Annotated in this window: 20 protein-coding genes; 6 read left to right on the top strand and 14 right to left on the bottom strand. The window is 74.1% G+C overall.

What is annotated here, in order from left to right:
• Window positions 1–2: 2 nt before the first annotated feature.
• The 5 genes from hisH to hisD form a co-directional block, all read right to left on the bottom strand.
• Window positions 3–638 carry an imidazole glycerol phosphate synthase subunit HisH gene (hisH, locus tag ACI79Z_RS21380; RefSeq protein WP_387986598.1) on the bottom strand — a complete coding sequence of 212 codons (636 nt, stop codon included), beginning with the start codon at window positions 636–638 and terminating at the stop codon, window positions 3–5.
• Window positions 639–765: 127 nt separating this feature from the next.
• Window positions 766–942, bottom strand: coding sequence for a hypothetical protein (locus ACI79Z_RS21375; protein WP_387986597.1), 177 nt, complete (start codon window positions 940–942; stop codon window positions 766–768).
• 3 nt (window positions 943–945) lie between these two features.
• Window positions 946–1,542 carry an imidazoleglycerol-phosphate dehydratase HisB gene (gene hisB / locus ACI79Z_RS21370; RefSeq protein WP_456903893.1) on the bottom strand — a complete coding sequence of 199 codons (597 nt, stop codon included), beginning with the start codon at window positions 1,540–1,542 and terminating at the stop codon, window positions 946–948.
• Between the two features lie 5 nt (window positions 1,543–1,547).
• Window positions 1,548–2,666, bottom strand: a complete 1,119-nt coding sequence (locus ACI79Z_RS21365; RefSeq protein ID WP_387986593.1) for a histidinol-phosphate transaminase — start codon at window positions 2,664–2,666, stop codon at window positions 1,548–1,550.
• A complete protein-coding gene (gene hisD / locus ACI79Z_RS21360; protein ID WP_456903891.1) occupies window positions 2,663–3,967 on the bottom strand; it encodes a histidinol dehydrogenase in 1,305 nt (434 codons plus the stop codon). The genes ACI79Z_RS21365 and hisD overlap by 4 nt, the downstream gene beginning before the upstream one ends.
• Before the next feature lie 105 nt (window positions 3,968–4,072).
• On the opposite strand from hisD, the gene ACI79Z_RS21355 reads away from it, so the two are divergent.
• On the top strand, window positions 4,073–4,909 hold the full coding sequence (locus tag ACI79Z_RS21355; protein WP_387986590.1) for an LON peptidase substrate-binding domain-containing protein: 837 nt from the start codon (window positions 4,073–4,075) through the stop codon (window positions 4,907–4,909).
• Between the two features lie 129 nt (window positions 4,910–5,038).
• Here ACI79Z_RS21355 and ACI79Z_RS21350 read toward each other — a convergent pair whose 3' ends face one another.
• The 6 genes from ACI79Z_RS21350 to lspA all read right to left on the bottom strand — a co-directional run bounded on the left by ACI79Z_RS21350 (window position 5,039) and on the right by lspA (window position 12,340).
• Window positions 5,039–5,707 (bottom strand): hypothetical protein, encoded by a 669-nt coding sequence (locus tag ACI79Z_RS21350; protein ID WP_387986588.1) that lies wholly within the window; start codon window positions 5,705–5,707, stop codon window positions 5,039–5,041.
• 50 nt (window positions 5,708–5,757) lie between these two features.
• Complete coding sequence (dnaE, locus tag ACI79Z_RS21345) at window positions 5,758–9,324, bottom strand: DNA polymerase III subunit alpha (RefSeq protein WP_456903888.1); 3,567 nt, start codon at window positions 9,322–9,324, stop codon at window positions 5,758–5,760.
• Between the two features lie 212 nt (window positions 9,325–9,536).
• Window positions 9,537–9,980 carry a GNAT family N-acetyltransferase gene (locus ACI79Z_RS21340; RefSeq protein WP_456903886.1) on the bottom strand — a complete coding sequence of 148 codons (444 nt, stop codon included), beginning with the start codon at window positions 9,978–9,980 and terminating at the stop codon, window positions 9,537–9,539.
• Window positions 9,977–10,795 carry a CPBP family intramembrane glutamic endopeptidase gene (locus tag ACI79Z_RS21335; protein WP_456903884.1) on the bottom strand — a complete coding sequence of 273 codons (819 nt, stop codon included), beginning with the start codon at window positions 10,793–10,795 and terminating at the stop codon, window positions 9,977–9,979. The genes ACI79Z_RS21340 and ACI79Z_RS21335 overlap by 4 nt, the downstream gene beginning before the upstream one ends.
• A 7-nt stretch (window positions 10,796–10,802) precedes the next feature.
• Complete coding sequence (locus ACI79Z_RS21330; protein ID WP_456903882.1) at window positions 10,803–11,738, bottom strand: RluA family pseudouridine synthase; 936 nt, start codon at window positions 11,736–11,738, stop codon at window positions 10,803–10,805.
• A 17-nt stretch (window positions 11,739–11,755) separates the two neighbouring features.
• Window positions 11,756–12,340 carry a signal peptidase II gene (gene lspA / locus ACI79Z_RS21325; protein WP_456903880.1) on the bottom strand — a complete coding sequence of 195 codons (585 nt, stop codon included), beginning with the start codon at window positions 12,338–12,340 and terminating at the stop codon, window positions 11,756–11,758.
• Window positions 12,341–12,638: 298 nt separating this feature from the next.
• Between lspA and mqo the strand changes: the two genes are divergently transcribed.
• The gene (gene mqo, locus ACI79Z_RS21320) at window positions 12,639–14,132 is read left to right on the top strand and encodes a malate dehydrogenase (quinone) (RefSeq protein WP_387986576.1); all 1,494 of its coding nucleotides are present in this window, start codon (window positions 12,639–12,641) and stop codon (window positions 14,130–14,132) included.
• 88 nt (window positions 14,133–14,220) lie between these two features.
• Here the strand turns inward: mqo and ACI79Z_RS21315 are convergent, their stop codons facing one another.
• A complete protein-coding gene (locus ACI79Z_RS21315) occupies window positions 14,221–15,732 on the bottom strand; it encodes a potassium/proton antiporter (RefSeq protein WP_456903877.1) in 1,512 nt (503 codons plus the stop codon).
• A 117-nt stretch (window positions 15,733–15,849) separates the two neighbouring features.
• Between ACI79Z_RS21315 and ileS the strand changes: the two genes are divergently transcribed.
• Complete coding sequence (ileS, locus tag ACI79Z_RS21310; RefSeq protein WP_387986570.1) at window positions 15,850–19,020, top strand: isoleucine--tRNA ligase; 3,171 nt, start codon at window positions 15,850–15,852, stop codon at window positions 19,018–19,020.
• A 34-nt stretch (window positions 19,021–19,054) separates the two neighbouring features.
• On the opposite strand, the gene ACI79Z_RS21305 is transcribed toward ileS, so the two are convergent.
• Together ACI79Z_RS21305 and ACI79Z_RS21300 are read right to left on the bottom strand one after the other, a co-directional pair.
• Window positions 19,055–19,822 carry a hypothetical protein gene (locus ACI79Z_RS21305; RefSeq protein ID WP_456903875.1) on the bottom strand — a complete coding sequence of 256 codons (768 nt, stop codon included), beginning with the start codon at window positions 19,820–19,822 and terminating at the stop codon, window positions 19,055–19,057.
• A 27-nt stretch (window positions 19,823–19,849) separates the two neighbouring features.
• A complete protein-coding gene (locus ACI79Z_RS21300; protein WP_456903873.1) occupies window positions 19,850–20,971 on the bottom strand; it encodes an ABC transporter ATP-binding protein in 1,122 nt (373 codons plus the stop codon).
• 329 nt (window positions 20,972–21,300) lie between these two features.
• Between ACI79Z_RS21300 and ACI79Z_RS21295 the strand changes: the two genes are divergently transcribed.
• The 3 genes from ACI79Z_RS21295 (at window position 21,301) to ACI79Z_RS21285 (ending at window position 24,703) form a co-directional block, all read left to right on the top strand.
• Window positions 21,301–22,671, top strand: coding sequence for an ABC transporter substrate-binding protein (locus tag ACI79Z_RS21295; RefSeq protein WP_387994362.1), 1,371 nt, complete (start codon window positions 21,301–21,303; stop codon window positions 22,669–22,671).
• A gap of 122 nt (window positions 22,672–22,793) precedes the next feature.
• Complete coding sequence (locus tag ACI79Z_RS21290) at window positions 22,794–23,783, top strand: carbohydrate ABC transporter permease (RefSeq protein WP_387994366.1); 990 nt, start codon at window positions 22,794–22,796, stop codon at window positions 23,781–23,783.
• Window positions 23,780–24,703 carry a carbohydrate ABC transporter permease gene (locus ACI79Z_RS21285; protein ID WP_387994369.1) on the top strand — a complete coding sequence of 308 codons (924 nt, stop codon included), beginning with the start codon at window positions 23,780–23,782 and terminating at the stop codon, window positions 24,701–24,703. Before ACI79Z_RS21290 ends, ACI79Z_RS21285 begins: the two co-directional genes overlap by 4 nt.
• Window positions 24,704–24,773: the final 70 nt, after the last annotated feature.

Below are 24,773 nucleotides of genomic sequence, written 5' to 3'. Positions count from 1 at the left end.
CGTCAGAGCGTGGCCAGCCAGTTGGTGAGCAGCTGGGCGCCGGCGTCGCCGCTCTTCTCCGGGTGGAACTGCGTCGCCGACAGCGCGGCGTTCTCCACGCCGGCGACAAACCGGTCGCCGTGCTCGGCCCAGGTCACCTTCGGCGGCGCCAGCCGCGACGGCGGGCCGTCCTGGCCGAGGGTGAACTCGCGGACGCCGTAGGAGTGCACGAAGTAGAACCGCTCGTCGGCCAGGCCGTCGAACAGCACGCTGCCCTCGGGCACCTCGACCCGGTTCCAGCCCATGTGCGGCAGGACGGGCGCCTCCAGCTGCTCGACCGTGCCGGGCCACTCACCGCACCCCTCGGCGTCGTGGCCGTGCTCGACCCCGCGCTCGAACAGGACCTGCATACCGACGCAGATGCCCAGCACCGGCCGACCGCCGGCCAGCCGCCGGCCGATGGTGCGCGGCCCGTCGACGGCGCGCAGCTCCCGCATGCAGTGGGCGAACGCGCCCACTCCCGGCACGACGAGCCCGTCGGCCTCGAGGGCGGCGTCGCGGTCGGCGGTCACGGTCACGTCGGCGCCGACGCGGGCCAGCGCCCGCTCGGCCGAGCGCAGGTTGCCGGACCCGTAGTCGAGGACGACCACCTTCTTCACGTCTGCCACGGTACGTGGCAGCGCCGCGGTCCCCGCCGGGATTCCCGCCCGGTCCCGGGGCGCCCGCTCGAGCACCGCGGCCACCGCCGGTCGGCGAGGACCGGCCCGGGGAGGCGGTCCCGGTCGCTCAGACGAGCCTCAGGATCCCCGACGCGGTGGCCAGCAGCGCCGCCACCAGCAGGACGACCGCGATCAGGACCTGCGGGCCCGTGCGGCCCCTCGTGTCGTGGTCCGCCTTCCACATGCTCCACGCCCCGCCCAGCAGGAACCCGCCGAGGACGACGAGGACGACGCCGAACTCCATCCGTTACAGCGCGCCCTTGGTGGAGGGGACGTCGGCGACCCGCGGGTCGATCGCGACGGCGGCGCGCAGGGCCCGGGCGAGCGCCTTGAACTGGCCCTCGACGATGTGGTGGGCGTCGCGGCCGGCGTAGAGCACCCGCACGTGCAGGGTGATCCGCGCGTTGAAGGCGAAGGACTCGAGGACGTGCTTGGTCAGCGACGTCGGGTAGTCCGGCCCGATCATCGGCGTCATGGTCTCGGGCTCGGCGTGCACGAAGTACGGCCGGCCGGACAGGTCGACCGCCGCCTGCACGAGCACCTCGTCCATGGGGATCGTGGCGTCGCCGTAGCGGGTGATGCCCTTCTTGTCCCCGAGCGCCTCGCCAAACGCCTGGCCGAGCGCGATGGCGACGTCCTCCACCGTGTGGTGGGCGTCGATGTGCAGGTCGCCGTCGGCCTGCACGGTGAGGTCGATGCCGCTGTGCCGGGACAGCGCGGTGAGCATGTGGTCGTAGAAGCCGACGCCGGTGCTGATCGAGCTCTTCCCGGTGCCGTCGAGGTCCAGCTCGACGACCAGCTTGGTCTCGCTGGTGGCGCGCTCCACGCGGGCGGTACGGCTCATGGGTCTCAGTCTCCCAGGCGGTGGTCGGGGGCCACCTCACCCAGCGCGGTGAGGAAGGCGTCGGTCTCCGCCGGGGTGCCGGCGGTGACCCGCAGCCAGCCGGGGATGCCGACGTCGCGGACGAGGACGTCGCGGTCGAGCAGCGCCTGCCAGGCGGCGTGCGCGTCGGCGAACCGGCCGAACAGGACGAAGTTGGCGTCGCTGGGCACGCTGGTCAGCCCCAGCGACGGCAGGGTGGCGACGATCCGGTCGCGCTGGGCCTTGACCGCGTCGACGGTGGCCAGCAGCGCGTCGGTGTGCGCCAGCGCGGCCCGCGCGGCGGCCTGGGTCAGCGAGGACAGGTGGTAGGGCAGCCGCACCAGCTGCAGCGCGTCGACGACGGCGGGGTCGGCGGCGAGGTAGCCCAGCCGCAGGCCGGCCATGCCGAACGCCTTGCTCATCGTGCGGCTGACCACCAGCCGCGGGCGGCCGGGCAGCAGGCTCAGCGCCGACGGCGTGCCCGTGCGGGCGAACTCCTCGTACGCCTCGTCCACCACGACCATGCCCTCGGTGGCGTCGTGGAGCTGCTCGACCGTCTCCAGCGCGACCGCCGTCCCGGTGGGGTTGTTCGGACTGGTCACGAAGACGACGTCGGGCCGGACCTCGCGCACCTGGGCGGCGGCCTGCGCGGCGTCGATGGTGAAGTCCTCGCGGCGGTGCCCGTCGACCCACGCCGTCCCGGTGCCGGCGGAGATGATCGGGTGCATCGAGTAGGACGGGGTGAAGCCCAGCGCCGTCCGCCCAGCGCCGCCGAAGGCCTGCAGCAGCTGCTGGAGCACCTCGTTGGAGCCGTTGGCCGCCCACACCTGCGCGGGCTCGACCCGCTCCCCGCCGCGGCTGAGGTAGGCGGCGAGGTCGGTGCGCAGCGCGACGGCGTCCCGGTCGGGGTAGCGGTTGAGCTCCAGCGCCGCGTGCCCGAGCGCCTCGCCGAGCGTGGCCAGCAGCTCCGCGGGCAGCGGGTGCGGGTTCTCGTTGGTGTTGAGCCGGTGGGTGACCTGCAGCTGCGGGGCGCCGTAGGGCGTGCGCCCGCGCAGCTCCGGCCGCAGCGGGAGCTCGTCGATCGACGTCCTCGGGGTGGCCGTCACGGCTTCTGCCGCACCCGGACCGCGGCCGCGTGCGCGGGCAGGTCCTCGGCGTGGGCGAGGGCGTCGACGTGCCCGGCCACCTCGGCCAGTGCCTGCTCGTCGTACTCGACGACGTGGATGCCGCGCAGGAACGACTGCACCGACAGGCCGCTGGAGTGCCGGGCGCAGCCGCCGGTGGGCAGCACGTGGTTGGAGCCGGCGATGTAGTCGCCCAGCGACACCGGCGACCAGGCGCCGACGAACACCGCGCCGGCGTTGCGCACCCGCAGCGCCACGTCGCGGGCGTCGCGGGTCTGGATCTCCAGGTGCTCGGCGGCGTAGGCGTCGACCACCGCCAGGCCGGCGTCCAGGTCGTCGACCAGCACGATCCCCGACTGGCTGCCGTCCAGCGCCGTGAGGATGCGGTCGGAGTGCTTGGTGGCCGCGACCTGGCCGGGGACGAGGTCGAGGACGGCGTCGGCCAGCTCCTCGCTCGTGGTGACCAGCACCGCGCCGGCCAGCGGGTCGTGCTCGGCCTGGCTGATCAGGTCCGCGGCGACGTGCACCGGGTCGGCGGTGTCGTCGGCGAGGATCGCGACCTCGGTGGGGCCGGCCTCGGAGTCGATGCCGATCAGCCCGCGCAGCAGCCGCTTGGCGGCGGTCACGTAGACGTTGCCGGGGCCGGTGACCACGTCCACCGGCTCGCACGAGCCCGCGCCGTAGCCGAACACCGCGATCGCCTGCGCGCCGCCGACGGCGTAGACCTCGGTCACGCCGAGCAGCGCGCACGCGGCCAGCACGCCCGGGTCGGGCAGGCCGCCGTGGTCGCGCTGCGGCGGGGAGGCGACGGCGATCGACGCGACGCCGGCGATCTGCGCCGGGACGACGTTCATCACCACGCTGGACAGCAGCGGCGCCAGCCCGCCGGGGACGTAGAGGCCGACGCGGCGCACCGGCACCCAGCGCTCGGTGACCGTGCCGCCGCGGACCACCTGGGTGGTGACGTCGGTGCGCGCCTGGTCGGCGTGCACCCTCCGCACCCGGGCGATGGCCTCCTCGAGCGCGGCCCGCACGTCGGGGGCCAGCCCGTCGAGCGCGCCCCGGATCGCGTCGGCCGGGACGGCGAAGTCCTCGAGGTCGACGCCGTCGAGGCGGGCGGTGATCTCGCGGACCGCCTGGGCGCCGCGGACGCGGACGTCCTCGCACAGCGGCCGGACGGTGGCCAGCACGGAGTCGATGTCGGTGGCGGCGCGCGGCAGCAGGCCGGCCAGGTCACGGACCCCCGGCAGCGCGGATCCACGCAGGTCGATGCGGGCGAGCACGGGAGGCCTCCGGAACCAGGCGAGGGACGACCTCCCAGCGTAGTCGGGGCCCGGCCGCCCGCCGTCACGGCGCCGGGGGCCGGGGGCGCCCGTAGGCTCGCCGGTGTGGGCGACCTCATCCCGCTGTTCCCGCTCGGGTCGCCGCTGTTCCCCGGGATCGTGCTGCCGCTGCAGGTCTTCGAGCCCCGCTACCGGGCGCTGGTGCGGGACCTGCTGGCGCAGCCGGAGGACGGCGACGGCCGGTTCTTCGGGGTGGTCGCGATCCGGCAGGGCTGGGAGGTCGAGCGGGTCGCCCCCGCCCAGGCGCTCTACGACGTCGGCTGCACGGCGCACCTGCAGACCGTGCGACCGCAGCCCGACGGCGGGTTCCGCCTCACCACCGTCGGCGGCGACCGGTTCCGGCTGCTCGACGTCCTGGTCGGCGGGGACGACGAGGACGAGGACGGCACGCCCTACCTGCGCGCCGAGGTCGAGTGGCTGGCCGAGGAGGAGGCCGCCGAGGAGGCGGCCGGTGACCAGGAGGTGGGGTCCTCCCCGCCCGGCGGGGGCCCGGACGAGGGGCTGGTGGCCGAGGTGGCCCGCGGGTCGCTCGACGTGCTGGAGCGCGGGGTGGGCTCGCTGTTCACCCGCTACGTGAGCGCCGTGGCGAGCCTGCAGACCGGCGGCGCGGAGACCGCCGTGGCCGGCGACGCGCAGGACCTCGAGGGCACCGACGCGCTCCTCGACGTCGTCGACGGGGACGCCCGCGCGCTGTCCTACCTGGTGGCCTCGGCGGCGCTGCTGACCACCGAGGACCGGCAGGCGCTCCTGGCCGAGTCGGCGACCCGGCGGCGGCTGGTGGCCGAGACGCGGATGCTGCGCCGGGAGCTGACCCTCCTCCGGACGGTGGGGGCGGTCCCGGCGCCGCTGCAGCAGTTCGCCGGCCCGACCAGCCTCAACTAGGCCGAGGGCCCCCTACCCCCGTGGAGGACCTCCCTGCCCCCCCCCCACCGCTCGCAAGCTCGCGGCGGGACCCTGCAGGAAGGCCGGTGGAGGCTCGCGGCGGGACCCTGCGGGGGCCGTCCCAGGACGTCACCCCCGGCCGAGGTCGTCGCGGGCGGCGAACAGCGCCGCGACCACGTAGACCAGCAGCGCGGCGAACGGGGCCACCGCCAGCGCCGGCGGGCTGGACAGCTCCAGCCCGGTGGTCACCCGGGTGCCGACGTCGCCGAGCTGGGCCGGCGTCGGCCCGGGCGCGAGCAGCTCCCCCAGCTGCCAGGCGAGGACCCCGGCCAGCGCGGTGCCGAGCGCGGTGCCGACCACGGTGGCCACGCCCCGCCGGCGGCGCATCCCCCAGGCGATCCCGCCGGCGAGCAGGCCGAGGCCGGCGAGGACGAGCACCAGCACCGAGTCGTCGGCGACCAGCAGCTCCGCCGACGGGCGCCCGACCGGCACCGCCCCGCCCTCGACCACCTCGAACCGGGCCCGCGGCGCCAGCCAGACCCACAGCAGGCCGGCCGGGACACCCGCGAGCGCGACGAGCGCCGCCCACAGCGCCGCCCCCCGCAGGTCCCGCCGCAGCTCCGCCAGCAGCGCGGCACCGGCCGGCCGGGCGGGCGGCACCGCGGCCGGGACGGCACCGGGGGCGACGTCCCCGGCGCCGGAGGCGGCGTTCCCGGCGCCGGGAGCGGTGCCCGCGGCGCCGACCACCGAGGCGGGCGGGGCGTACGGGCTGTCGGGGAGCGGAGACGGGCTGCTCACGACCCCCAGTGAACCCCGGGGAGCGGACGGCCCGCTCCCGGGCGTGCCGGTCACAGCAGGGCGACGCTGGTCGGTCCCAGCAGTGCCTTGATGTCGCCCATGAGGGCCGTGCTCGGCCGCACCCGCAGCCCCTGGTCCAGCCGCAGCACCGTCTCGCGCCCGTTGTTGAGCAGCTTGAGGTGCACCTCGGTGGTGCCCGGGTGGCTGCCCAGCACCTCGCGCAGCCGCTCGACCACCGGCGGGGTGCAGCGGGCCGCGGCCATCGACACGAGCACCGGGCCGCGGGGGCCCTCGGTGAGCTCGGGGACGGTCACCTCGGAGCCGAACAGCGAGGGCTGGTCGTCGCGGCGGCTGATCCGGCCCTTGACCACGACGATCTGGTCGCGGACGACCTTCTCCGAGACCTCCGCCCAGGTCTTCGGGAAGAACAGCACCTCGATGCCGGACTCGAGGTCCTCCAGCGTCGCGATGGCCCACGGCGCGCCCTGCTTGTTGGTGCGGGGCTGCACCGAGGTGAGGATGCCGGCGATCGTGACGTTCGCGCCGTCCTCGACCCCGCCGGCGTTGATCTCCGCGATCGGGGTGTCCGCGTTGGCGGCGAGCACGTGCTCGACGCCGTGCAGCGGGTGGTCGGAGACGTAGAGGCCGAGCATGTCGCGCTCGAAGACCAGCCGCTCGGACTTCGACCAGTCCGCCGTCGGGACGGCGATGTCCAGCGCGCTGCCGAACGGGTCGTCCCCGTCGCCGCCGAAGCTGCCGAACAGGTCGAACTGGCCCTCGGCCTCCTTGCGCTTGAGCGACATGGCGGCGTCGACGGCCTGGGCGTGGATGGCGGCGATGCCCTGGCGCGAGTGGCCGAGGGAGTCGAAGGCGCCGGCCTTGGCCAGGGACTCGATGACCTTCTTGTTGCAGGCCACCGTGTCGATCTTGCGCATGAAGTCGGCGAAGTCCTTGAACGCGCCCTTCTCCTCGCGCGCCCGGACGATCGAGTCGACGACGTTGGTGCCCACGTTGCGCACCGACGCCAGGCCGAAGCGGATGTCGGTGCCGACCGCGGTGAAGTCCCAGGAGGACTCGTTGACGTCCGGCGGGAGCACCTTGATGCCCATCCGGCGGCACTCGGCCAGGTAGACCGGCCGGCGGTCCTTGTCGTCACCGACGCTGGTGAGCAGCCCGGCCATGTACTCGGCCGGGTAGTTGGCCTTGAGGTAGGCCGTCCAGTAGGAGACCAGGCCGTAGGCCGCCGAGTGCGCCTTGTTGAACGCGTAGTCGGCGAACGGGACGAGGATGTCCCACAGCGTCTTGATCGCGGCGTCGGAGTAGCCGCGCTCCTTCATGCCGGCCTCGAAGCCGACGAACTCGGCGTCGAGGACGGACTTCTTCTTCTTGCCCATCGCGCGGCGCAGCAGGTCGGCCTTGCCGAGCGAGTACCCGGCGACCTTCTGCGCGATCGCCATGACCTGCTCCTGGTACACGATCAGGCCGTACGTGCCGCCCAGGATGTCCTCGAGCGGCTCGGCCAGCTCGGGGTGGATCGGCGTGATCTCCTGCTGGCCGTTCTTGCGCAGCGCGTAGTTGGTGTGCGAGTTCGCGCCCATCGGGCCCGGCCGGTAGAGCGCGCCGACCGCGGAGATGTCCTCGAAGTTGTCCGGCCGCATGAGCCGCAGCAGCGAGCGCATCGGCCCGCCGTCGAACTGGAAGACGCCGAGGGTGTCACCGCGGGCCAGCAGGTCGTAGGTGGCCTTGTCGGTGAGGTCCTTGCTGATCTCGTCGAGGTCGATCGGCTCCTTGCCGTTCGCGACGATGTTGCGCAGCGCGTCGTCGATGACCGTGAGGTTGCGCAGGCCCAGGAAGTCCATCTTCAGCAGGCCGAGCGTCTCGCAGGTCGGGTAGTCGAACTGCGTGATGATCGCGCCGTCGTTCTCGCGGCGCATGATCGGGATCGAGTCGATCAGCGGGTAGCGGCCGATGATGACGCCGGCCGCGTGCACGCCCCACTGCCGCTTGAGGCCCTCGAGCTTGCGCGCCTGGTCGACGACCTCGGCCGCGCCGGGGTCGGACTCGTAGCGGGCGCGGAACTCCGCGGCCTCCTTGTAGCGCGGGTGGGCCGGGTCGAAGACGCCCGACAGCGGGATGCCCTTGCCCATCACGTCCGGGGGCATGAGCTTGGTCAGCTCGTCGCCCACCGAGTAGGGGCGGTCGAGCACCCGGGCGGCGTCCTTGATCGCGGCCTTGGCCTTGATGGTGCCGTAGGTGACGATCTGGCTGACCCGCTCCTCGCCGTACTTCCGCGAGACGTACTGGATGACCTCCCCGCGGCGGCGGTCGTCGAAGTCGATGTCGACGTCGGGCATCGAGACGCGCTCGGGGTTGAGGAACCGCTCGAAGATCAGCCCGTGCTGCAGCGGGTCGAGGTCGGTGATGCCCATGGCGTAGGCGGCCAGCGAGCCCGCGGCCGAGCCGCGGCCGGGGCCGACGCGGATGCCGTTGTCCTTGGCCCAGTTGATGAAGTCGGCGACCACGAGGAAGTACCCGGGGAAGCCCATCTGGGTGATGATCCCGACCTCGTAGTCGGCCTGCTTGCGCACGTGGTCGGGGATGCCGTTCGGGTAGCGCTTGTGCAGCCCCCGCTCGACCTCCTTGACGAACCAGGAGGTCTCGTCCTCCCCCGGCGGCAGGGGGAACCGCGGCATGAGGTCGGCGCCCTCGGTGAAGGTCACCTCGCACTGCTCGGCGACCAGCAGCGTGTTGTCGCACGCCGAGGCCAGGTCGCCGGGGAACAGCGCGCGCATCTCGGCGGCGCTCTTCAGGTAGTAGCCGTCGCCGTTGAACTTGAAGCGGTTGGTCTCGTTCAGCCGCGCCCCGGTCTGGATGCACAGCAGGGCGTCGTGGGCCTCGGCGTCCTCCTTGTGCGTGTAGTGGAGGTCGTTGGTGGCCAGCAGCGGGATGCCCAGGTCCTTCGCGATCGCCAGCAGCTGCGGGCGGGTCTTCTGCTCGATGGACAGGCCGTGGTCCATCAGCTCGGCGTAGAAGTTCTCCTTGCCGAAGATGTCCTGGAAGTCGGCGGCCGCCTGCCGGGCGCGGTCGAGCTTGCCCGCGCGCAGCCACATGTTGACCTCGCCGGACGGGCAGCCCGTCGTCGCGATGAGGCCCGTGCCGTAGCGCTCGAGCAGGTCGCGGTCGAAGCGCGGCTTGCGGTACTGGCCCTCGAGGCTGGCCAGCGAGGAGATGCGGAAGAGGTTGTGCATCCCCTCGGTGGTGCGCGCCAGCAGGGTCATGTGCGTGTAGGCGGCCTTGCCGCGGGAGGACCCGCCCTCGCCGTCCTCGTCGATGAGGTTGTCGCCGAAGTCGAACGGCGCCCGGTCGAACCGCGAGCCGGGCGTGTAGTAGCCCTCCATGCCGATGATCGGCTTCACGCCGGCGGCCTTGGCCTGCTTGTAGAAGTCGTAGGCGCCGAAGACGTTGCCGTGGTCGGTCATGGCCAGCGCCGGCATGCCCTGCTCGGCCGCGGCCTTCGTCACCTCGGGCAGCTTGGCCGCCCCGTCGAGCATCGAGTACTCGGTGTGGACGTGCAGGTGCGCGAACGAGTCGGTGCTCTGGGCGGCGCTGCTGCTCACGGCGGTGCGGTGCTCCTCACGGGTCGTGCTGGCCCGGCCGTCGGGTGCTCCGGCGGGCGACCGGCGGGGAAGACCGGGCGGCGCGGTGCGGGCTCGGGACTGGTCCGGCCGGGCACCGACGCAGGCCCGGGCCGGTCCCCTGATCCTCGCACCGGGGACGTTCTACGCCGAGGGTCTGACAGGACGTGTCCCGGCGCGGCGGGACGACCCCGTCACAGTCGGCGGCGCATGGTGACGTGCCGGATGCCGGCCTCCTCGTACTCCTCGCCGACGGCGGTGTAGCCGGCCCGCTCGTAGAAGCCGCGGGCGGTGACCTGCGCGTGCAGCTCCACCTCGGTCAGGCCGCGCAGCGCCGCCTGCCGGTGCAGCTCGGTCAGCACCGCGGCGCCGTGCCCGGCGCCGCGGGCGGCGGCGTCGACGGCCATGCGGCCGATCACCCCCCGCCCGTCGCGCTCGAGCAGCCGCCCGGTGGCCACCACCCGGCCGGCCAGGTCGCCGTGGAGGCCCCGGCTGACCGCGTGGACGGCGGTGGCGTCGGCGGCGTCCTGCTCGACCTCCGGCGGCACGCCCTGCTCCTCGACGAAGACCCGGGTGCGCACCGCGACCACCTCCGGCCAGTCGGCGGCGGTGGCGACGACGGCCGTCGGGGCGCTCACGCGGGCGCCCCGCCGGTGGCGCGCGGCGCGGGCAGCGCCTCGGGCAGCGCCGACGACGGCACGAGCAGGAACCGCAGGTCGACCGCGGCGTGCAGCAGCACCGGCAGCAGCAGCGACCCCGTCTCCAGGTACAGCGCCGCGAACACCCCGCCCAGCACGCCGGTGAGCACGACCCCGCCCACTCCCTGGTAGGCGTGCGCCAGCCCGAAGGCCACGGCCGCGACGGCGACCAAGACCGCGTGCGGCAGCCCGCCGCCCACCGCGGCGACCACCGCGAGGAAGAACCCGCGGTAGAGCCACTCCTCGCACACCCCCGCGGTCACCCCGACGACGGTGAACAGCCGCCGCTCGGACCGGCTGCGCGGCAGCAGGGCCAGGGTGGCGTGCACGGGCGGCTCGGCGTGCCGGCCCTGGGCGGGCGGGGAGGTGCCCGGCTGCGGCGTGCCCGCACGGGTCAGCGCCCCGCCGCGCAGCGCCCGGACCGAGACCAGCGCCAGGACCAGGACCAGCAGCGCGGCGGCGCCGGTGACCGGTCCCGGCAGGCCGGTGGGCCAGGCCAGCCCGACGGCGGCGGCGTCGACGTCCGGCGCGGCCAGCCAGACGACGAGGGCGAGGGCCGCCAGCCCCCACTCGAGGACCAGCAGCCGCCGGTAGAAGGAGCGCCGGGCGGCCGGGTCGGCGCGCAGCCGGCCCTCGAAGCGGCGGTGCAGCACGTGCCCGACCAGCGGCTCGCCGGCGACGAGGTAGACCCCGACGACCACGGCCGACAGCGCGGCGGGGCCCCAGTCGGCGAGGGTGGCGGGGAGGCCGGTCACGGGAGGGTCAGGACTCGGCGCGCAGGACGGCCAGCGCCCCGGCGAGGTCGTCCGGGTAGTCGCTGGTGAACTCGACCCGGTGCCCGTCGGCGGGGTGCGCGAAGCCCAGCCGCACCGCGTGCAGCCACTGCCGGGACACCCCGAGCCGGGCGGCCAGCGTCGGGTCGGCGCCGTAGGTGGTGTCGCCGACGCAGGGGTGGCGCAGCGCGGAGAAGTGCACCCGGATCTGGTGGGTGCGGCCGGTCTCGAGGTGGATGTCGACCAGGCTGGCGGCCGGGAAGGCCTCGATCACCTCGTAGTGGGTGACCGACGGGCGCCCCCCGGAGACGACGGCGAACTTCCAGTCGTGCCGCGGGTGCCGGTCGATGGGCGCGTCGATGGTGCCGCGCGAGGGGTCGGGGTGGCCCTGTACGAGCGCGTGGTAGCCCTTGTCGACCGTCCGCTCCTTGAACGCCGCCTTGAGCAGCGTGTAGGCGCGCTCGCTCTTGGCGACGACCATCAGCCCCGTCGTGGCGGCGTCGAGGCGGTGCACCACGCCCTGCCGCTCCGGGGCGCCGGAGGTGGAGATGCGGTAGCCGGCCGCGGCGAGCCCGCCGACGACGGTCGGGCCCTCCCAGCCGGGGCTCGGGTGCGCCGCGACGCCGACCGGCTTGTCGACGACCACCACGTCGTCGTCGTCGTGGACGACGGTCAGGCCGGGCACCGGCTCGGGCGGCGGCGCCTCCCCCGGCGGCGGGGGCAGCTCGACCTCCAGCCAGCTGCCGCCGGTGAGCCGGTCGCCCTTGCCGCGGACGCGGCCGTCGACCCACACCTTGTCGGCGTCGGCGAGGTCGGCGGCGACCGCGCGGGACAGCCCGAACAGCCGCGCCAGCGCCTGGTCCACCCGCTGGCCCTCCAGGCCGTCGGGCACCGGGAGGGCGCGGTGCTGACCGGGAGCGCTCACCGGTCCATCGTGACAGGTCAGCCGCGGGACACCGCGCCGTCGCCGCGGTCGCGGGTCCGGGTGCCGTCGAACTCGACGCCGCGCAGCGCGAGGTAGGCCCCGAGCAGCCCGCCGCAGACGATCGCGGAGTCGGCCAGGTTGAAGATCGGGTACACCTCGCCGTCCGGCGCGAACACCGACAGGAAGTCGACGACGCCGCCGCGCAGGAACCCCGGCTCGCGGAACACGCGGTCGACCAGGTTGCCCAGGGCGCCGCCGAGGACCAGCCCCAGCGCGACTGCCCAGCCGGTGGAGTACAGCCGCCGCGCCGTCCGGACGATCACCACGGCGACGGCGACCGCGACCAGCGTGAAGACGACGGTGAAGCCCTCGGCGAAGGAGAAGGCGGCGCCGGTGTTGCGCGCGTGCGTGAGGTACAGCGCCCCGCCGAGCACCCGGAGGTTCTCGCCGCGGTCGATCGTGGCGACGACGAGCAGCTTGCTGCCGAGGTCGGCGAGGAAGACGGCCGCGGCGAGCAGGAGGAGCAGCCGCGTGCGCGCGCGCCGGGCCGGTGCCGGGGCGGCAGCGTCCGCGGCGGCAGCGTGCACGGCGGCGTCGTGCACGGCGGCGTCGTCCGGAGCGGCCGCGGCGGGGGCCTCCGCGGGGTCCTCGGGTCGCTCGCTCAGCGGGGGGCTCCTCGTGCTCGCGGCGGTGTGCGGGTGGCCGCGGGAGGCGGCCGGCGAGCCCGACGATAGCCTCGGCGGCCGTGCCTCCCGGCCCGCGGCGCGGCCGTACCACCGCCGCGACGGTGAGGCAGCTCACCGCCGGGTAGACGAATCTCACACCCCGCCGAGGGCGTCCCGGGACGCCGTTCGGCCGATCGTCGGAGATGGCGCACGTCCACCCGGCAGGAAGGCAGTCGTGTCCACCGACCTCGGTTCAGCCACCGACCCCGATGTGGTGCTCGTCGGCGGGGGCATCATGAGCGCGACCCTGGCGTCGCTGCTCGGTGTCATCGCGCCGGAGTGGAGCATCACCGTCTTCGAGTCCGCGGACGCGGTGGCGGGCGAGAGCTCGGACGCGTGGAACAACGCCGGCACCGGGCACGCGGCGCTGTGCGAGCTGAACTACACGCCCGCGGGGCCGGACGGCCGGGTGGACACCACCAAGGCCCGCCTCATCAACGAGCAGTTCCAGGTGTCGCGCCAGTTCTGGTCGCACCTGGTGCGCAGCGGCCTGACCGGCTCGCCCAAGGAGTTCATCTCCCCCGTCCCGCACGTCAGCTTCGTGACCGGGGAGGGCGGGCGCACCTACATGCGCAACCGCCATGCGGCGCTGTCGGCCGAGCCGCTGTTCGCCGGGCTCGAGTACACCGACGACCCCGCCGAGCTGGCGGGGTGGGTGCCGCTGGTCATGGACGGCCGCGACCCCGCGCAGGTCGTCGCCGCGACCCGCTCGGTCGCCGGCACCGACGTCAACTTCGGCGCGCTGACCCGGCTGCTGCTCGAGCAGGGCGAGGCCCGCGGCGTGCAGGTGCACACCGGCCAGCGGGTCACCGGCCTGGAGAAGCGCGACGACGGCCGCTGGAAGGTCACCGTCACCGACGGGCGGACCGGCGAGGAGCGCACCGTGCGCGCCCGGTTCGTCTTCGTCGGCGCCGGCGGCGGCGCGCTGCCGCTGCTGCAGAAGGCGGCGGTCCCCGAGATCCGCGGGTTCGGCGGCTTCCCGGTCAGCGGCATGTTCCTGCGCACCCGCTCCCCCGAGCTGGTCAGCCGGCACCAGGCCAAGGTCTACGGGCAGGCCGCCGTCGGGGCGCCGCCCATGTCGGTGCCGCACCTGGACCTGCGCCTGGTCGACGGCGAGTTCTCGCTGCTGTTCGGCCCCTACGCCGGCTGGTCGCCGAAGTTCCTCAAGGCCGGCTCGGTGTTCGACCTGCCGCTGTCGGTCAAGCCGAACAACCTCGGCTCGATGCTGGGCGTGGCCCGCACCGAGCTGGCGCTGACCAAGTACCTGGTCACCGAGCTGCTGCAGTCGCGCAAGGCCCGCCACCGCACGCTGACGGAGTTCGTGCCCCTGGCCGAGCAGGCCGACTGGGAGATGATCACCGCCGGCCAGCGGGTGCAGGTCATCAAGCGCGACCCGAGGAGCGGCAAGGGCGTGCTGCAGTTCGGCACCGAGCTCATCGTCGGCGGCGACGGCTCGATCGCGGGCCTGCTGGGCGCCTCCCCCGGCGCCTCGACGGCGGTCTCGGCGATGCTCTCGCTGGTCGAGCGGGCGTTCCCCGACCGGGTGGCCGCGCGCCGCGCCGCGCTCGAGGAGGCGATCCCCTCCTACGGCCGCGACCTCTCCTCCGACCCGGCCCTGCTGGCGGCCGTCCGCGCGGACACGACGCAGACCCTCGAGCTCAACGGCTGAGGTCCGCTCCGTTCCCGCGACTGGGGGGAGTCGTCGTCCGGGCGCCGGTCCGGACGACGACTCCCCGCAGTCGTCGTCCGGGGGCCGCTCAGTCGGACTCGGTCGCGGCGCCCTGCTCGCCGCGCCAGGTGGCCAGCCGGCCCGCGCGGCTGACCGCCCGCAGCCGGCGCTCGGCCTCCGGGCGGGAGCGGCGGGCCGACACCAGCAGCGCCTGGTCCCCGCGCATGAGCCGGGTGGTCTCGTCGGGCACGAACGACCGCCCGTCGCGGACGATCAGCACCACCGCGGCGTCCTCGGGCAGCCGCAGCTCGGGCAGGTAGACGCCGTGCAGCCTGGAGCCGTCGGGCACCCGCATCTGCATGAGCTCGGCGTCGAGCTCCTCCAGCGGCGCTGACTCCACCTCGATCTCGCGCGGGGTCAGCGGCGCGGCGATGCCCAGCCGGCGGGCCACCCAGGGCAGCGACGAGCCCTGCACGACGGTGAAGACGACGACCAGCACGAAGACCGTGTCGAAGACGAACGAGGCGCCGGGCACCTGCGCGGTGAGCGGGAAGGTGGCCAGCACGATCGGCACCGCGCCGCGCAGCCCCGCCCAGGACACGAACGCCTGCTGCACCGCCGGCATGCGGAACCAGACGAGGCTCGCCAGCACCGACAGCGGCCGCGCCACCAGCAGCAGCGCCAGCCCGACCAGCAGCGCCGGGCCGATCGCGTCGGGCAGCCGGCCGGGCGAGACCAGCAGCCCGAGCAGGACGAACAGCCCGATCTGGGCCAGCGTGGCCATGCCCTCCGCGAAGCCGATCGTGACCGCCCGGTGCGGCAGCGCCGCGTTGCCGAGCACCAGCCCGCACAGGTAGACGGCGACGAAGCCCGACGTGTGCGCCAGCGACGCCGACGCGAACGCGAGCACGCACAGCGCCAGCGTGGCCAGCGGGTAGAAGCCCGACAGCGGCAGCGCCGCGCGGCGCAGCAGCCAGGCACCCCCGGCCCCGAGCGCCAGCCCGACCACCGCGCCGCCGACCAGCTCGGCGACCACCACCACCACGGTCACCCACCAGGACTCCGTCTCCTCCCCGGTGAGCGCGTCGGACAGCACTGCGACCAGCAGGATGACGGGCGCGTCGTTGAGCCCGGACTCCACCTCCAGCGCGGCCACCATCCGGCGCGGCAGGGGCAGCCGGCGCAGGGTCGCGAACACCGCGGCGGCGTCGGTCGAGCTCACGACGGCGCCCAGCAGCAGCGCGAACGGCCAGTCCAGGTCCAGGAGCCAGACGCCGATCGCCGCCGTCGTCGCCACGCTGACCACGACGCCGACCGTCGACAGGGCCAGCCCCGGCCCGACGGCGCGGCGGACGTCGCCCCACCGGGTGGTCAGGCCGCCCTCGGCGAGGATGACGACGAGCGCGGCGACGCCGAGGGTCTGGGTGAGCGCGACGTCCTCGAACTCGATGCCCAGCCCGCTCTCCCCCAGCGCCACACCGAGCGCGAGGTAGAGCAGCAGGCTCGGCAGACCCAGCCGGTCGGCCACGCGCAGGGCGACCGCGGCCACGAGCACCACCAGCGCCCCGACTGCCAGGGCGAGCGTGACCGTGGTGTTCACCGCCCGCTCCCCATGGTGATCAGTCTCCCGTACGCCCGCGGCCGGGCCGCCGCGCCTGGACGTGGGCGCGCTCGACGGCTCGGGGACGAGGGGAGGGCAGGGTGGGAGGATCGGTCCGTGAGCTCTCCGTTCCGTGCGCTGCCGCCCCAGGTCGACCTGCCCGCGCTCGAGCAGGACGTGCTGCGCCGCTGGGAGGACGCCGACGTCTTCGCCCGGTCGCTGGAGGCCTCGCAGGGCCGCCCGCAGTGGGTCTTCTACGAGGGCCCGCCCACCGCCAACGGGCGCCCGGGCACCCACCACATCGAGGCCCGGGCGTTCAAGGACGTCTTCCCCCGCTTCAAGACGATGCAGGGCTGGCACGTGCCCCGCCGCGCCGGCTGGGACTGCCACGGCCTGCCGGTCGAGATCGCCGTCGAGCAGGAGCTCGGCTTCGCCGGCAAGCCCGACATCGAGCGCTACGGCATCGCCGAGTTCAACGCCCGCTGCCGCGAGTCGGTCATGCGGCACGTGGACGCGTTCAGCGACCTCACCCGCCGCATGGGCTACTGGGTCGACATGTCCACCGCGTACTGGACGATGGACCCCTCCTACATCGAGAGCGTCTGGTGGTCGCTCAAGCAGGTCTTCGACAAGGGCCTGCTGGTCGAGGACCACCGCGTCGCCCCGTACTGCCCGCGCTGCGGCACCGGCCTGTCCGACCACGAGGTCGCCCAGGGCTACGAGTCGATCACCGACCCCTCGGTGTACGTCCGGCTGCCGGTCACCGACGGCGAGTGGGCCGGGAAGGCCGACCTGCTGGTCTGGACGACGACGCCGTGGACGCTGCCGTCGAACACCGCCGTCGCGGTGCACCCCGACGTCACGTACCTGGTGGCGCGCGACAACTCCGACCCGGCCCGCCCCACCCTCGTCGTCGCCGAGCCGCTGCTGGGCGCCGTCTTCGGCGACACCGACGACGTCGAGGTGCTGGCGCGCACGACCGGCCGCGACTGGGAGCGCACCCACTACCGGCGCCCGTTCGAGCTGGTCGACTTCCCCGAGGGCCCCGACGGTCGGCCGCAGGACGCGCACTACGTCGTCCTCGCCGACTACGTCACCACCGACGACGGCACCGGCCTGGTCCACCAGTCCCCCGCGTTCGGCGCCGACGACCTCGCCGTCTGCCGCGCCTACGGCCTGCCGGTGGTCAACCCGATCGACGCCTCCGGCCACTTCCTGCCGGAGGTGCCGCTGGTCGGCGGGCGCTTCTTCAAGGCCGCCGACGACGCCCTCGTCGTCGACCTGCAGCAGCGCGGCGTCCTGTGGCGCGAGCAGCGCTACGAGCACAGCTACCCGCACTGCTGGCGCTGCCACACGCCGCTCATGTACTACGCGCAGCCGTCCTGGTACATCCGCACCAGCGCGGTCAAGGACCAGCTGCTCGCGGAGAACGAGAAGACGCACTGGCACCCCGAGACCATCCAGTGGGGCCGCTACGGCGACTGGCTGAACAACAACGTCGACTGGGCGCTGTCCCGCGACCGGTACTGGGGCACCCCGCTGCCGATCTGGCGCAACGACGCCGACCCGTCCCGCACGGTCGTCGTCGGCTCGCTGGCGGAGCTGTCGGAGCTGGCCGGCCGCGACCTGTCCGACCTGGACCCGCACCGCCCCTTCATCGACGAGGTGACCTTCACCCGCCCCGGCGAGGAGGGGACCTACCGGCGCGTGCCGCAGGTCATCGACGCCTGGTACGACTCCGGCTCCATGCCCTTCGCGCAGTGGGGCGCGCCGCACCGGAACCGGGAGGAGTTCGAGGCGGCCTACCCGGCGCAGTTCATCTGCGAGGCGATCGACCAGACCCGCGGCTGGTTCTACTCGCTGATGGCCGTCGGCACGCTGGTGTTCGGCAGGAACTCCTACGAGAACGTGCTGTGCCTGGGCCACATCCTCGCCGAGGACGGCCGCAAGATGAGCAAGCACCTGGGCAACATCCTCGAGCCGATCCCGCTCATGGACCGGCACGGCGCCGACGCCGTCCGCTGGTTCATGCTGGCCGGCGGCTCGCCGTGGTCGGCGCGGCGGGTCGGGCACGAGACGCTGTCCGAGGTGGTCCGCAAGGTCCTGCTGACCTACTGGAACACCGCCAGCTTCCTCACCCTGTACGCCGAGACCAACGGCTGGGACCCGGCCGCCTCCCCCGCTCCCCCGCGGGCCGAGCGGCCGCTGCTGGACCGCTGGGCGCTCGCCCAGCTGGCCGCGGTCACCGAGGGCGTCACCGACGCGCTGGAGGCCTTCGACACCCAGGGCGCCGGGCGGCTGCTCGCGCAGTTCGTCGACGACCTGTCCAACTGGTACGTCCGCCGCTCGCGGCGCCGGTTCTGGGACGGCGACCCCTCGGCGCTGGGCACCCTGCACGAGGTGCTCGACGGGCTGACCCGGCTGATGGCGCCGTTCACCCCGTTCGTCACCGAGGAGGTCTGGACGCGCGTCGTGCGGCCGGGCCTCGGCGACGACGCCCCGGACTCGGTGCACCTGGCGTCCTGGCCGGCCGTCGACGAGGACGCCCGCGACCCGCAGCTGGTGGCGCAGGTGGACCTGGTGCGCCGGCTGGTGGAGCTGGGCCGGGCGGCGCGGACCTCGGCGAGGGTGCGCACCCGCCAGCCGCTGGCGCGGGCCCTGGTCGCCGCGCCCGGCTGGTCCGCGATGGGCCGCGACCTGGTGGCCGAGGTCGCCGACGAGCTCAACGTGGCCGAGCTCGACGAGCTGGCGGCGGTGGGCGGCGACCTGGTCGACGTCAGCGTCAAGGTCGACTTCCGCGCCGTCGGGCGGCGGCTGGGCAAGCAGGTGCAGGCGGTGGCGAAGGCCGTCGCCGCGGCCGACCCCGCCGCCCTGGTCGCGGCCTACCGGGCCGGGACCGCGTCGGTCGACGTCGACGGCGAGGCGGTGCCGCTGGCCGAGGGCGACCTGGTGGTCACCGAGACCCCGCGCGAGGGCTGGACGGTGGCCAGCGCCGCCGGGCTGACCGTGGCGCTGGACCTCACGCTCACCCCGGAGCTGGAGCGGGCCGGGCTGGTCCGCGAGGCGGTGCGGCTGGTGCAGGAGGCCCGCAAGAACGCGGGCCTGGCGGTCAGCGACCGGATCGAGCTGTGGTGGACCGCCGACGGGCCGATGGCCGAGGCGCTCACCGCGTCCGGCGAGCAGCTGGCCGGCGAGGTGCTCGCCACCGCCGTCCACGCGGGTACCGCGGGCGAGGGTGCCGGCGTCGAGGGGCCGAACGGCTCCCGCTTCTGGCTCGCCCGGGCCTGACCTCGTGGCCGCCTGACGCGGCCGCCCGCCGCGGTCAGCCGCGGCGGGCGGCCCTGCGGGCGCGCTCGACGGTGGCCAGGTGCGCGTCCGGTCCGCAGACCGCGCACGGGGTGAACCCGTCGGTGCGCGCCTCGTGCACCGGCAGCGGGATCGTCTCCCGGCCGGCCAGCCAGGGGCAGTCGGCCAGGTGGTAGCGCGGGTGCTCGTCGACGACGAGCACCTCGTCGGTCAGGTCCACGACCAGGAGCAGGTCGGTGACCTCGACGTCCTCCTCCGGGGTGTCGCCCCCGTTCAGGGACGCGCCCGTGGCGGCGCCGCGGGCGGGCTGCGCGGGGGCCCGGGCGGGCGCCTCGGCGGCGGCGGGCCCGGCGGGTGGCCCGTCGGTCTCGGGGGCCTCGTGCCGCCCGGCGCGGGCCGGCCGCTCCGCCGGGGCGGGCTCCCCGGCCGCGGCCTCCTCGGCGCGGACCGGCGCGGCGGGCGCCTCGCCCGGCCGCGGCGCCTCCGCGGGCCGGTCCGCGGTCCGCCCGGCTGAGCGGGGCGGCTCCGTGCTGGTCCGCTCCGTGCGGGTCCGCTCCGTGCTGGTCCGCTCCGTGCGTGGAGGGGCGTCCGTGCGGCCCGGGGTGCGGCCGGCGTCCGGGACGCGGGTGCCGGCGGGGGCGCGCAGCCGGGCGACCACCAGCAGGACCGCGGCGAGGGCGCAGGCGCCGACGCAGGCCCAGTACCAGGCGGTGACGGCGGTGACGACGCCGAGCACGAACAGCGCGAGGCCCGCGAGGACCAGCAGCGCCGCGGCGACGATCACCGGCGGCTCCCGGGCGCCGGGCGCCGGTCAGTCCCCGGCATGGCCGATCCGCCGTCCGGTCAGGGCGGAGAAGACGTGCGCCTCGCCGGGGCGGATCGCCACGTGCACGACCTCGCCCTTGGCCGGGGGCCGGCGCGCGTCGGCCCGCAGCACCAGGGGTCGCTCGGTGCCCTCCGCGCCCTCGATGCCGCCCGCGGCCCCGAGCCGTCCGTAGGCGAAGGCGTCCGAGCCGAGCTCCTCCACCACCTGGACCTCGACCGGGAACCCCTCCCCGGCCCCGACGAACTGGACGGCCTCGGGCCGGAAGCCGAGCGTGGCGGTCCCCTCGCCGTCCTGGGCGAGGACGTCGAGCACCGAGCGGGAGAGCGGCACCGGGTGGCCGCCGAGGACGGCGCCCCCCTCGCGCAGCGGCACGGTGACGAGGTTCATCGCCGGGGAGCCGATGAAACCGGCGACGAACTCGTTGACCGGCCGGTCGTAGAGCGCGCGCGGGGTGTCCACCTGCTGGAGGACGCCCTCCTTGAGGACCGCGACCCGGTCGCCCATGGTCATGGCCTCGACCTGGTCGTGGGTGACGTAGACCGTCGTCGTCCCGAGCCGGCGCTGCAGGGCGGCGATCTCGGTGCGGGTCTGCACGCGGAGCTTGGCGTCGAGGTTGGACAGCGGCTCGTCCATGAGGAAGACCTGCGGGTTGCGCACGATCGCCCGGCCCATGGCCACCCGCTGCCGCTGGCCGCCCGAGAGCGCCTTGGGCTTGCGGTCGAGGTACTGCTCCAGGTCGAGCAGCCGGGCCGCCTCGCGCACCCGGGTCAGCCGGTCCTCCTTGGACATGCCGGCGATCTTGAGCGCGAAGGCCATGTTGTCGGCCACCGTCATGTGCGGGTACAGCGCGTAGTTCTGGAAGACCATCGCGATGTCCCGCTCCTTGGGCGGGAGGTGGGTGACGTCCCGGTCGCCGATGCGGATCGACCCGTCGGTGACGTCCTCGAGGCCGGCCAGCATCCGCAGCGACGTGGACTTGCCGCAGCCCGACGGGCCGACCAGGACGAGGAACTCGCCGTCGGCGATGGACAGGTCGAGCGCGTCGACCGACGGGCGGGTCGCCCCCGGGTACACGAGCGTGGCCCGGTCGTAGGTGATGGCGGCCATGGCGTTCGTTCAGCATCCCTTCTGCGCCGGTGCAGAGCGCGCCCACTGTGACACGCAGCGTTCGCCGGGGACCAGCGCCCCGCCCGGGCGGCACCCGTCCGGGCCGCCGACCGTGACCGGCCCGTGACCTGCGCGGAGCGTGACCGGGGTCTCCTCCCCCGGACGGGGCACGCGTTGCATAACGGTTTCGGCAACGTGACCGGACGGCGTCGGCCGCGAGGTTATGGTCCCCCGGCGTACCAGACGGGCCGGCAGCTGACCGGCCCGTTCGCACGTGACCACACGCCGCGGTCGACGACCGCGGGGACCCTGAAGGGACGTACATGACGATGCGCGCGACAGGCCGGCGCAAGGGTGCGCTGGCCGGCGGCCTGGGCGTGGCACTGGTGCTCGCCGGCTGCGGCGCAAGTGAGACCAGCGGGGGCGGCGGCGGGACGGCGGCGGCCTCCGACCTGACGATCGACTGCGCTCCGTACGAGGAGTTCGGCGACGTCGAGGGCGAGACGGTGAGCGTCTACACGTCGATCGTCGACCCCGAGGACCAGCCCCACATCGACTCCTACGTGCCGTTCGAGGAGTGCACGGGGATCGACGTGCAGTACGAGGGCTCGCGCGAGTTCGAGGCGCAGCTCGTCGTCCGCGTCCAGAGCGGCAACGCCCCCGACATCGCCTTCATCCCGCAGCCGGGTCTGCTGGCGACGCTCGTCGGCACCGGCGCCGTCGTCCCGGCCCCGCAGCAGGTCGAGGCGAACGTCGACGAGTACTGGGACGAGAGCTGGAAGGCCTACGGCACCGTCGACGGCACCTTCTACGCGGCTCCGCTGGGCGCCAACGCCAAGTCCTTCGTCTGGTACTCCCCGTCGGCGTTCGAGGACGCCGGCTACGAGGTCCCGACGACCTGGGACGAGATGGTCGCGCTCTCCGACGAGATCGCCGCCTCCGGCGCCAAGCCCTGGTGCGCCGGCATCGGCTCCGGTGACGCGACCGGCTGGCCGGCCACCGACTGGCTGGAGGACGTCGTCCTGCGCACCGCGGGTCCCGACGTCTACGACCAGTGGGTCGCCCACGAGATCCCGTTCGACGACCCGCAGATCGTCGAGGCGCTGGACACCGTCGGCGGCATCCTGAAGAACCCCGCCTACGTCAACGGCGGCCTCGGCGAGGTGCAGTCCATCGCCTCCACCGAGTTCGGCGACGCGGGCCTGCCCATCCTCGACGGCAGCTGCTGGATGCACCGCCAGGCGTCCTTCTACCAGGCCAACTGGCCCGAGGGCACCGAGGTCGCCGAGGACGGCGACGTCTTCGCCTTCCCGCTGCCGGCCATCGAGGGCGACGGTGCGGCCCCCGTGCTCGGCGGTGGCGAGTTCACCGCGGCGTTCAACGACGACCCGGCGACCCAGGCGTTCCAGACCTACCTGTCCTCGGCGGACTGGGCCAACGTCAAGGCCCAGGTCTCCGGCCCCGGCTGGGTCAGCGCCAACACCGGCCTCGACGTCGAGAACCTCGTCTCGCCGATCGACCAGCTGGCCGCCGAGCAGTTCCAGAACCCGGACGCCGTCTTCCGCTTCGACGGGTCGGACCTGATGCCCGGTGAGATCGGTGCCGGTGCGCTGTGGACCGAGCTGACCAACTGGATCGCGTCCGACAAGCCGACCCAGCAGGTCCTCACCGACGTCGAGAACGCCTGGCCGACGGCCTGATCCCCGCGGTCCCGGCAGCCGCCGGCTGACGGGACCGCCGTACCCATCCCTGGAGACCGGGGGGACCGCAGCCACGGCTGCGGTCCCCCCGGCCTTCCGTTGCCGGAGAGAGGTCGTCAGCCGTGCAGTGGTTCCTCGACGCGAGCACCACGGGGCACAAGATCGCCCTGATGGTGGTCGCCATCCTCCTGTTCGCCGCCGTGATGGCGGCGATCCTGTTCGCCGTCGACCGGCCCCGACGGGTGCCGAACTGGGTCGTCGCGGCCGGCTTCGTCGGCCCGACGCTCCTGCTGCTCGCGGTGGGCCTGGTCTACCCCGCCCTCGACACCATCCGCGGGTCGTTCTACGACCGGGACGGCTCGGAGTTCGTCGGGCTGGACAACTACGTCACGGTCTTCACCGAGGACAACTTCCAGACCGTGCTGCTCAACACGCTCCTGTGGGTCGTCCTCGTCCCGCTGGTGACCACCGGCCTCGGGCTGGTCTACGCCTACCTGGTCGACCGCACGCGGTTCGAGGGCCTGGCCAAGGCGCTGGTGTTCCTCCCGATGGCGATCTCGATGGTGGGCGCCGGCGTCATCTGGAAGTTCGTCTACGAGTACCGCCCCGACCAGCCCGGCGTGAACCAGATCGGCCTGCTCAACCAGCTGCTGGTCATGGTCGGCATCGAGCCGCGGCAGTTCCTGCTCGACGCGCCGTCGAACACCTTCTACCTGATCGTCGTGATGATCTGGATCCAGGCCGGCTTCGCCATGACCGTGCTGTCGGCGGCCATCAAGGCCATCCCCGACGACATCGTCGAGGCCGCCCGCCTCGACGGCGTCAGCGGCTTCCAGATGTTCCGCTACGTCACCGTGCCCAGCATCCGGCCCGCCCTGGTGGTGGTGCTGACGACGGTCGCGATCGTGACGCTGAAGGTCTTCGACGTGGTGCGGACGATGACCGGTGGCCAGTTCGGCACCAGCGTCGTGGCCAACGAGTTCTACACGCAGGCCTTCCGCCAGTTCAACGTCGGTCTGGGCGCGGCCCTCGCCGTCCTGCTGTTCGTGCTGGTCGTCCCGATCATCGCCTACAACGTCCGACAGCTGCGTCTCGCCGAGGAGATCCGATGACCACGACAACCCCGGTCATGGCGCCCGTCCCCGCCGACGAGCGCCGGCTCACCCGGGCCGAGCGCCGCGCGGTCGCCGCCCGGACGAAGCTCAGCTCGCCCGCGGCGTCGGTCATCGCGCTGGTCATCGCGGTGCTGTGGACGGTGCCGACCCTCGGCCTGCTCATCACCTCCTTCCGGCCGGAGCTCGACATCCGCCGCTCCGGCTGGTGGACGGTGTTCACCGACCCGACGTTCACCGTCGACAACTACAACGAGGTCCTCTACGGCGGCGGGACGAACTTCGCCTCGCTGTTCGTGAACTCGCTGGTGATCACGCTGCCGGCGGTCGTCATCCCGATCTCGCTGGCGCTGCTGGCGGCCTACGCGTTCGCGTGGATCCCGTTCCGGGGACGCAACATCCTGTTCGTCGCCGTGTTCGCCCTGCAGGTCGTGCCGATCCAGGTGACGCTCATCCCGCTGCTGAGCCTCTACGTGGACACCGGGCTGGCCGGTTCCTTCTGGACCATCTGGCTGTCGCACTCGATCTTCGCGCTGCCGCTGGCGGTCTTCCTGCTGCACAACTTCATGAAGGAGATCCCGCCCTCCCTGGTGGAGGCCGCCCGGATGGACGGCGCCGGCCACGTGAAGATCTTCTTCCAGGTGCTGCTGCCGCTGCTGACGCCGGCCATCGCGGCGTTCGCCGTCTTCCAGTTCCTCTGGGTGTGGAACGACCTGCTCGTCGCGCTGACCTTCGCCGGGGGCGCGCCCGACGTCGTGCCGCTGACCGTGCGGGTCGCCGAGCTCGCCGGCACCCGCGGCTCGGACTGGTACCTGCTCGCGGCGGGGGCGTTCGTCTCCATCGTGCTGCCGCTGGCGGTGTTCCTGGGCCTCCAGCGCTACTTCGTGCGGGGCCTGCTGGCCGGGAGCGTCAAGGGCTGACGGAGGTCCCCGCGCCGGCAGCGGGGTGCAGGCGGGCGGAGGGCCCCGGACGCGACGTCCGGGGCCCTCC

This window comes from Geodermatophilus sp. SYSU D00663 (genome assembly GCF_054050655.1).
This window is presented reverse-complemented; position numbering and strand designations above follow the sequence as displayed.

Bases quoted from the DNA above. Each gene is read 5' to 3' on its own strand.
- ACI79Z_RS21285 (WP_387994369.1), top strand. From the start codon at position 23,780: ATGACCACGACAACCCCGGTCATGGCGCCCGTCCCCGCCGACGAGCGC.
- ACI79Z_RS21375 (WP_387986597.1), bottom strand. From the start codon at position 942: ATGGAGTTCGGCGTCGTCCTCGTCGTCCTCGGCGGGTTCCTGCTGGGC.
- ACI79Z_RS21295 (WP_387994362.1), top strand. From the start codon at position 21,301: ATGCGCGCGACAGGCCGGCGCAAGGGTGCGCTGGCCGGCGGCCTGGGC.
- hisB (WP_456903893.1), bottom strand. From the start codon at position 1,542: ATGAGCCGTACCGCCCGCGTGGAGCGCGCCACCAGCGAGACCAAGCTG.
- ACI79Z_RS21300 (WP_456903873.1), bottom strand. From the start codon at position 20,971: ATGGCCGCCATCACCTACGACCGGGCCACGCTCGTGTACCCGGGGGCG.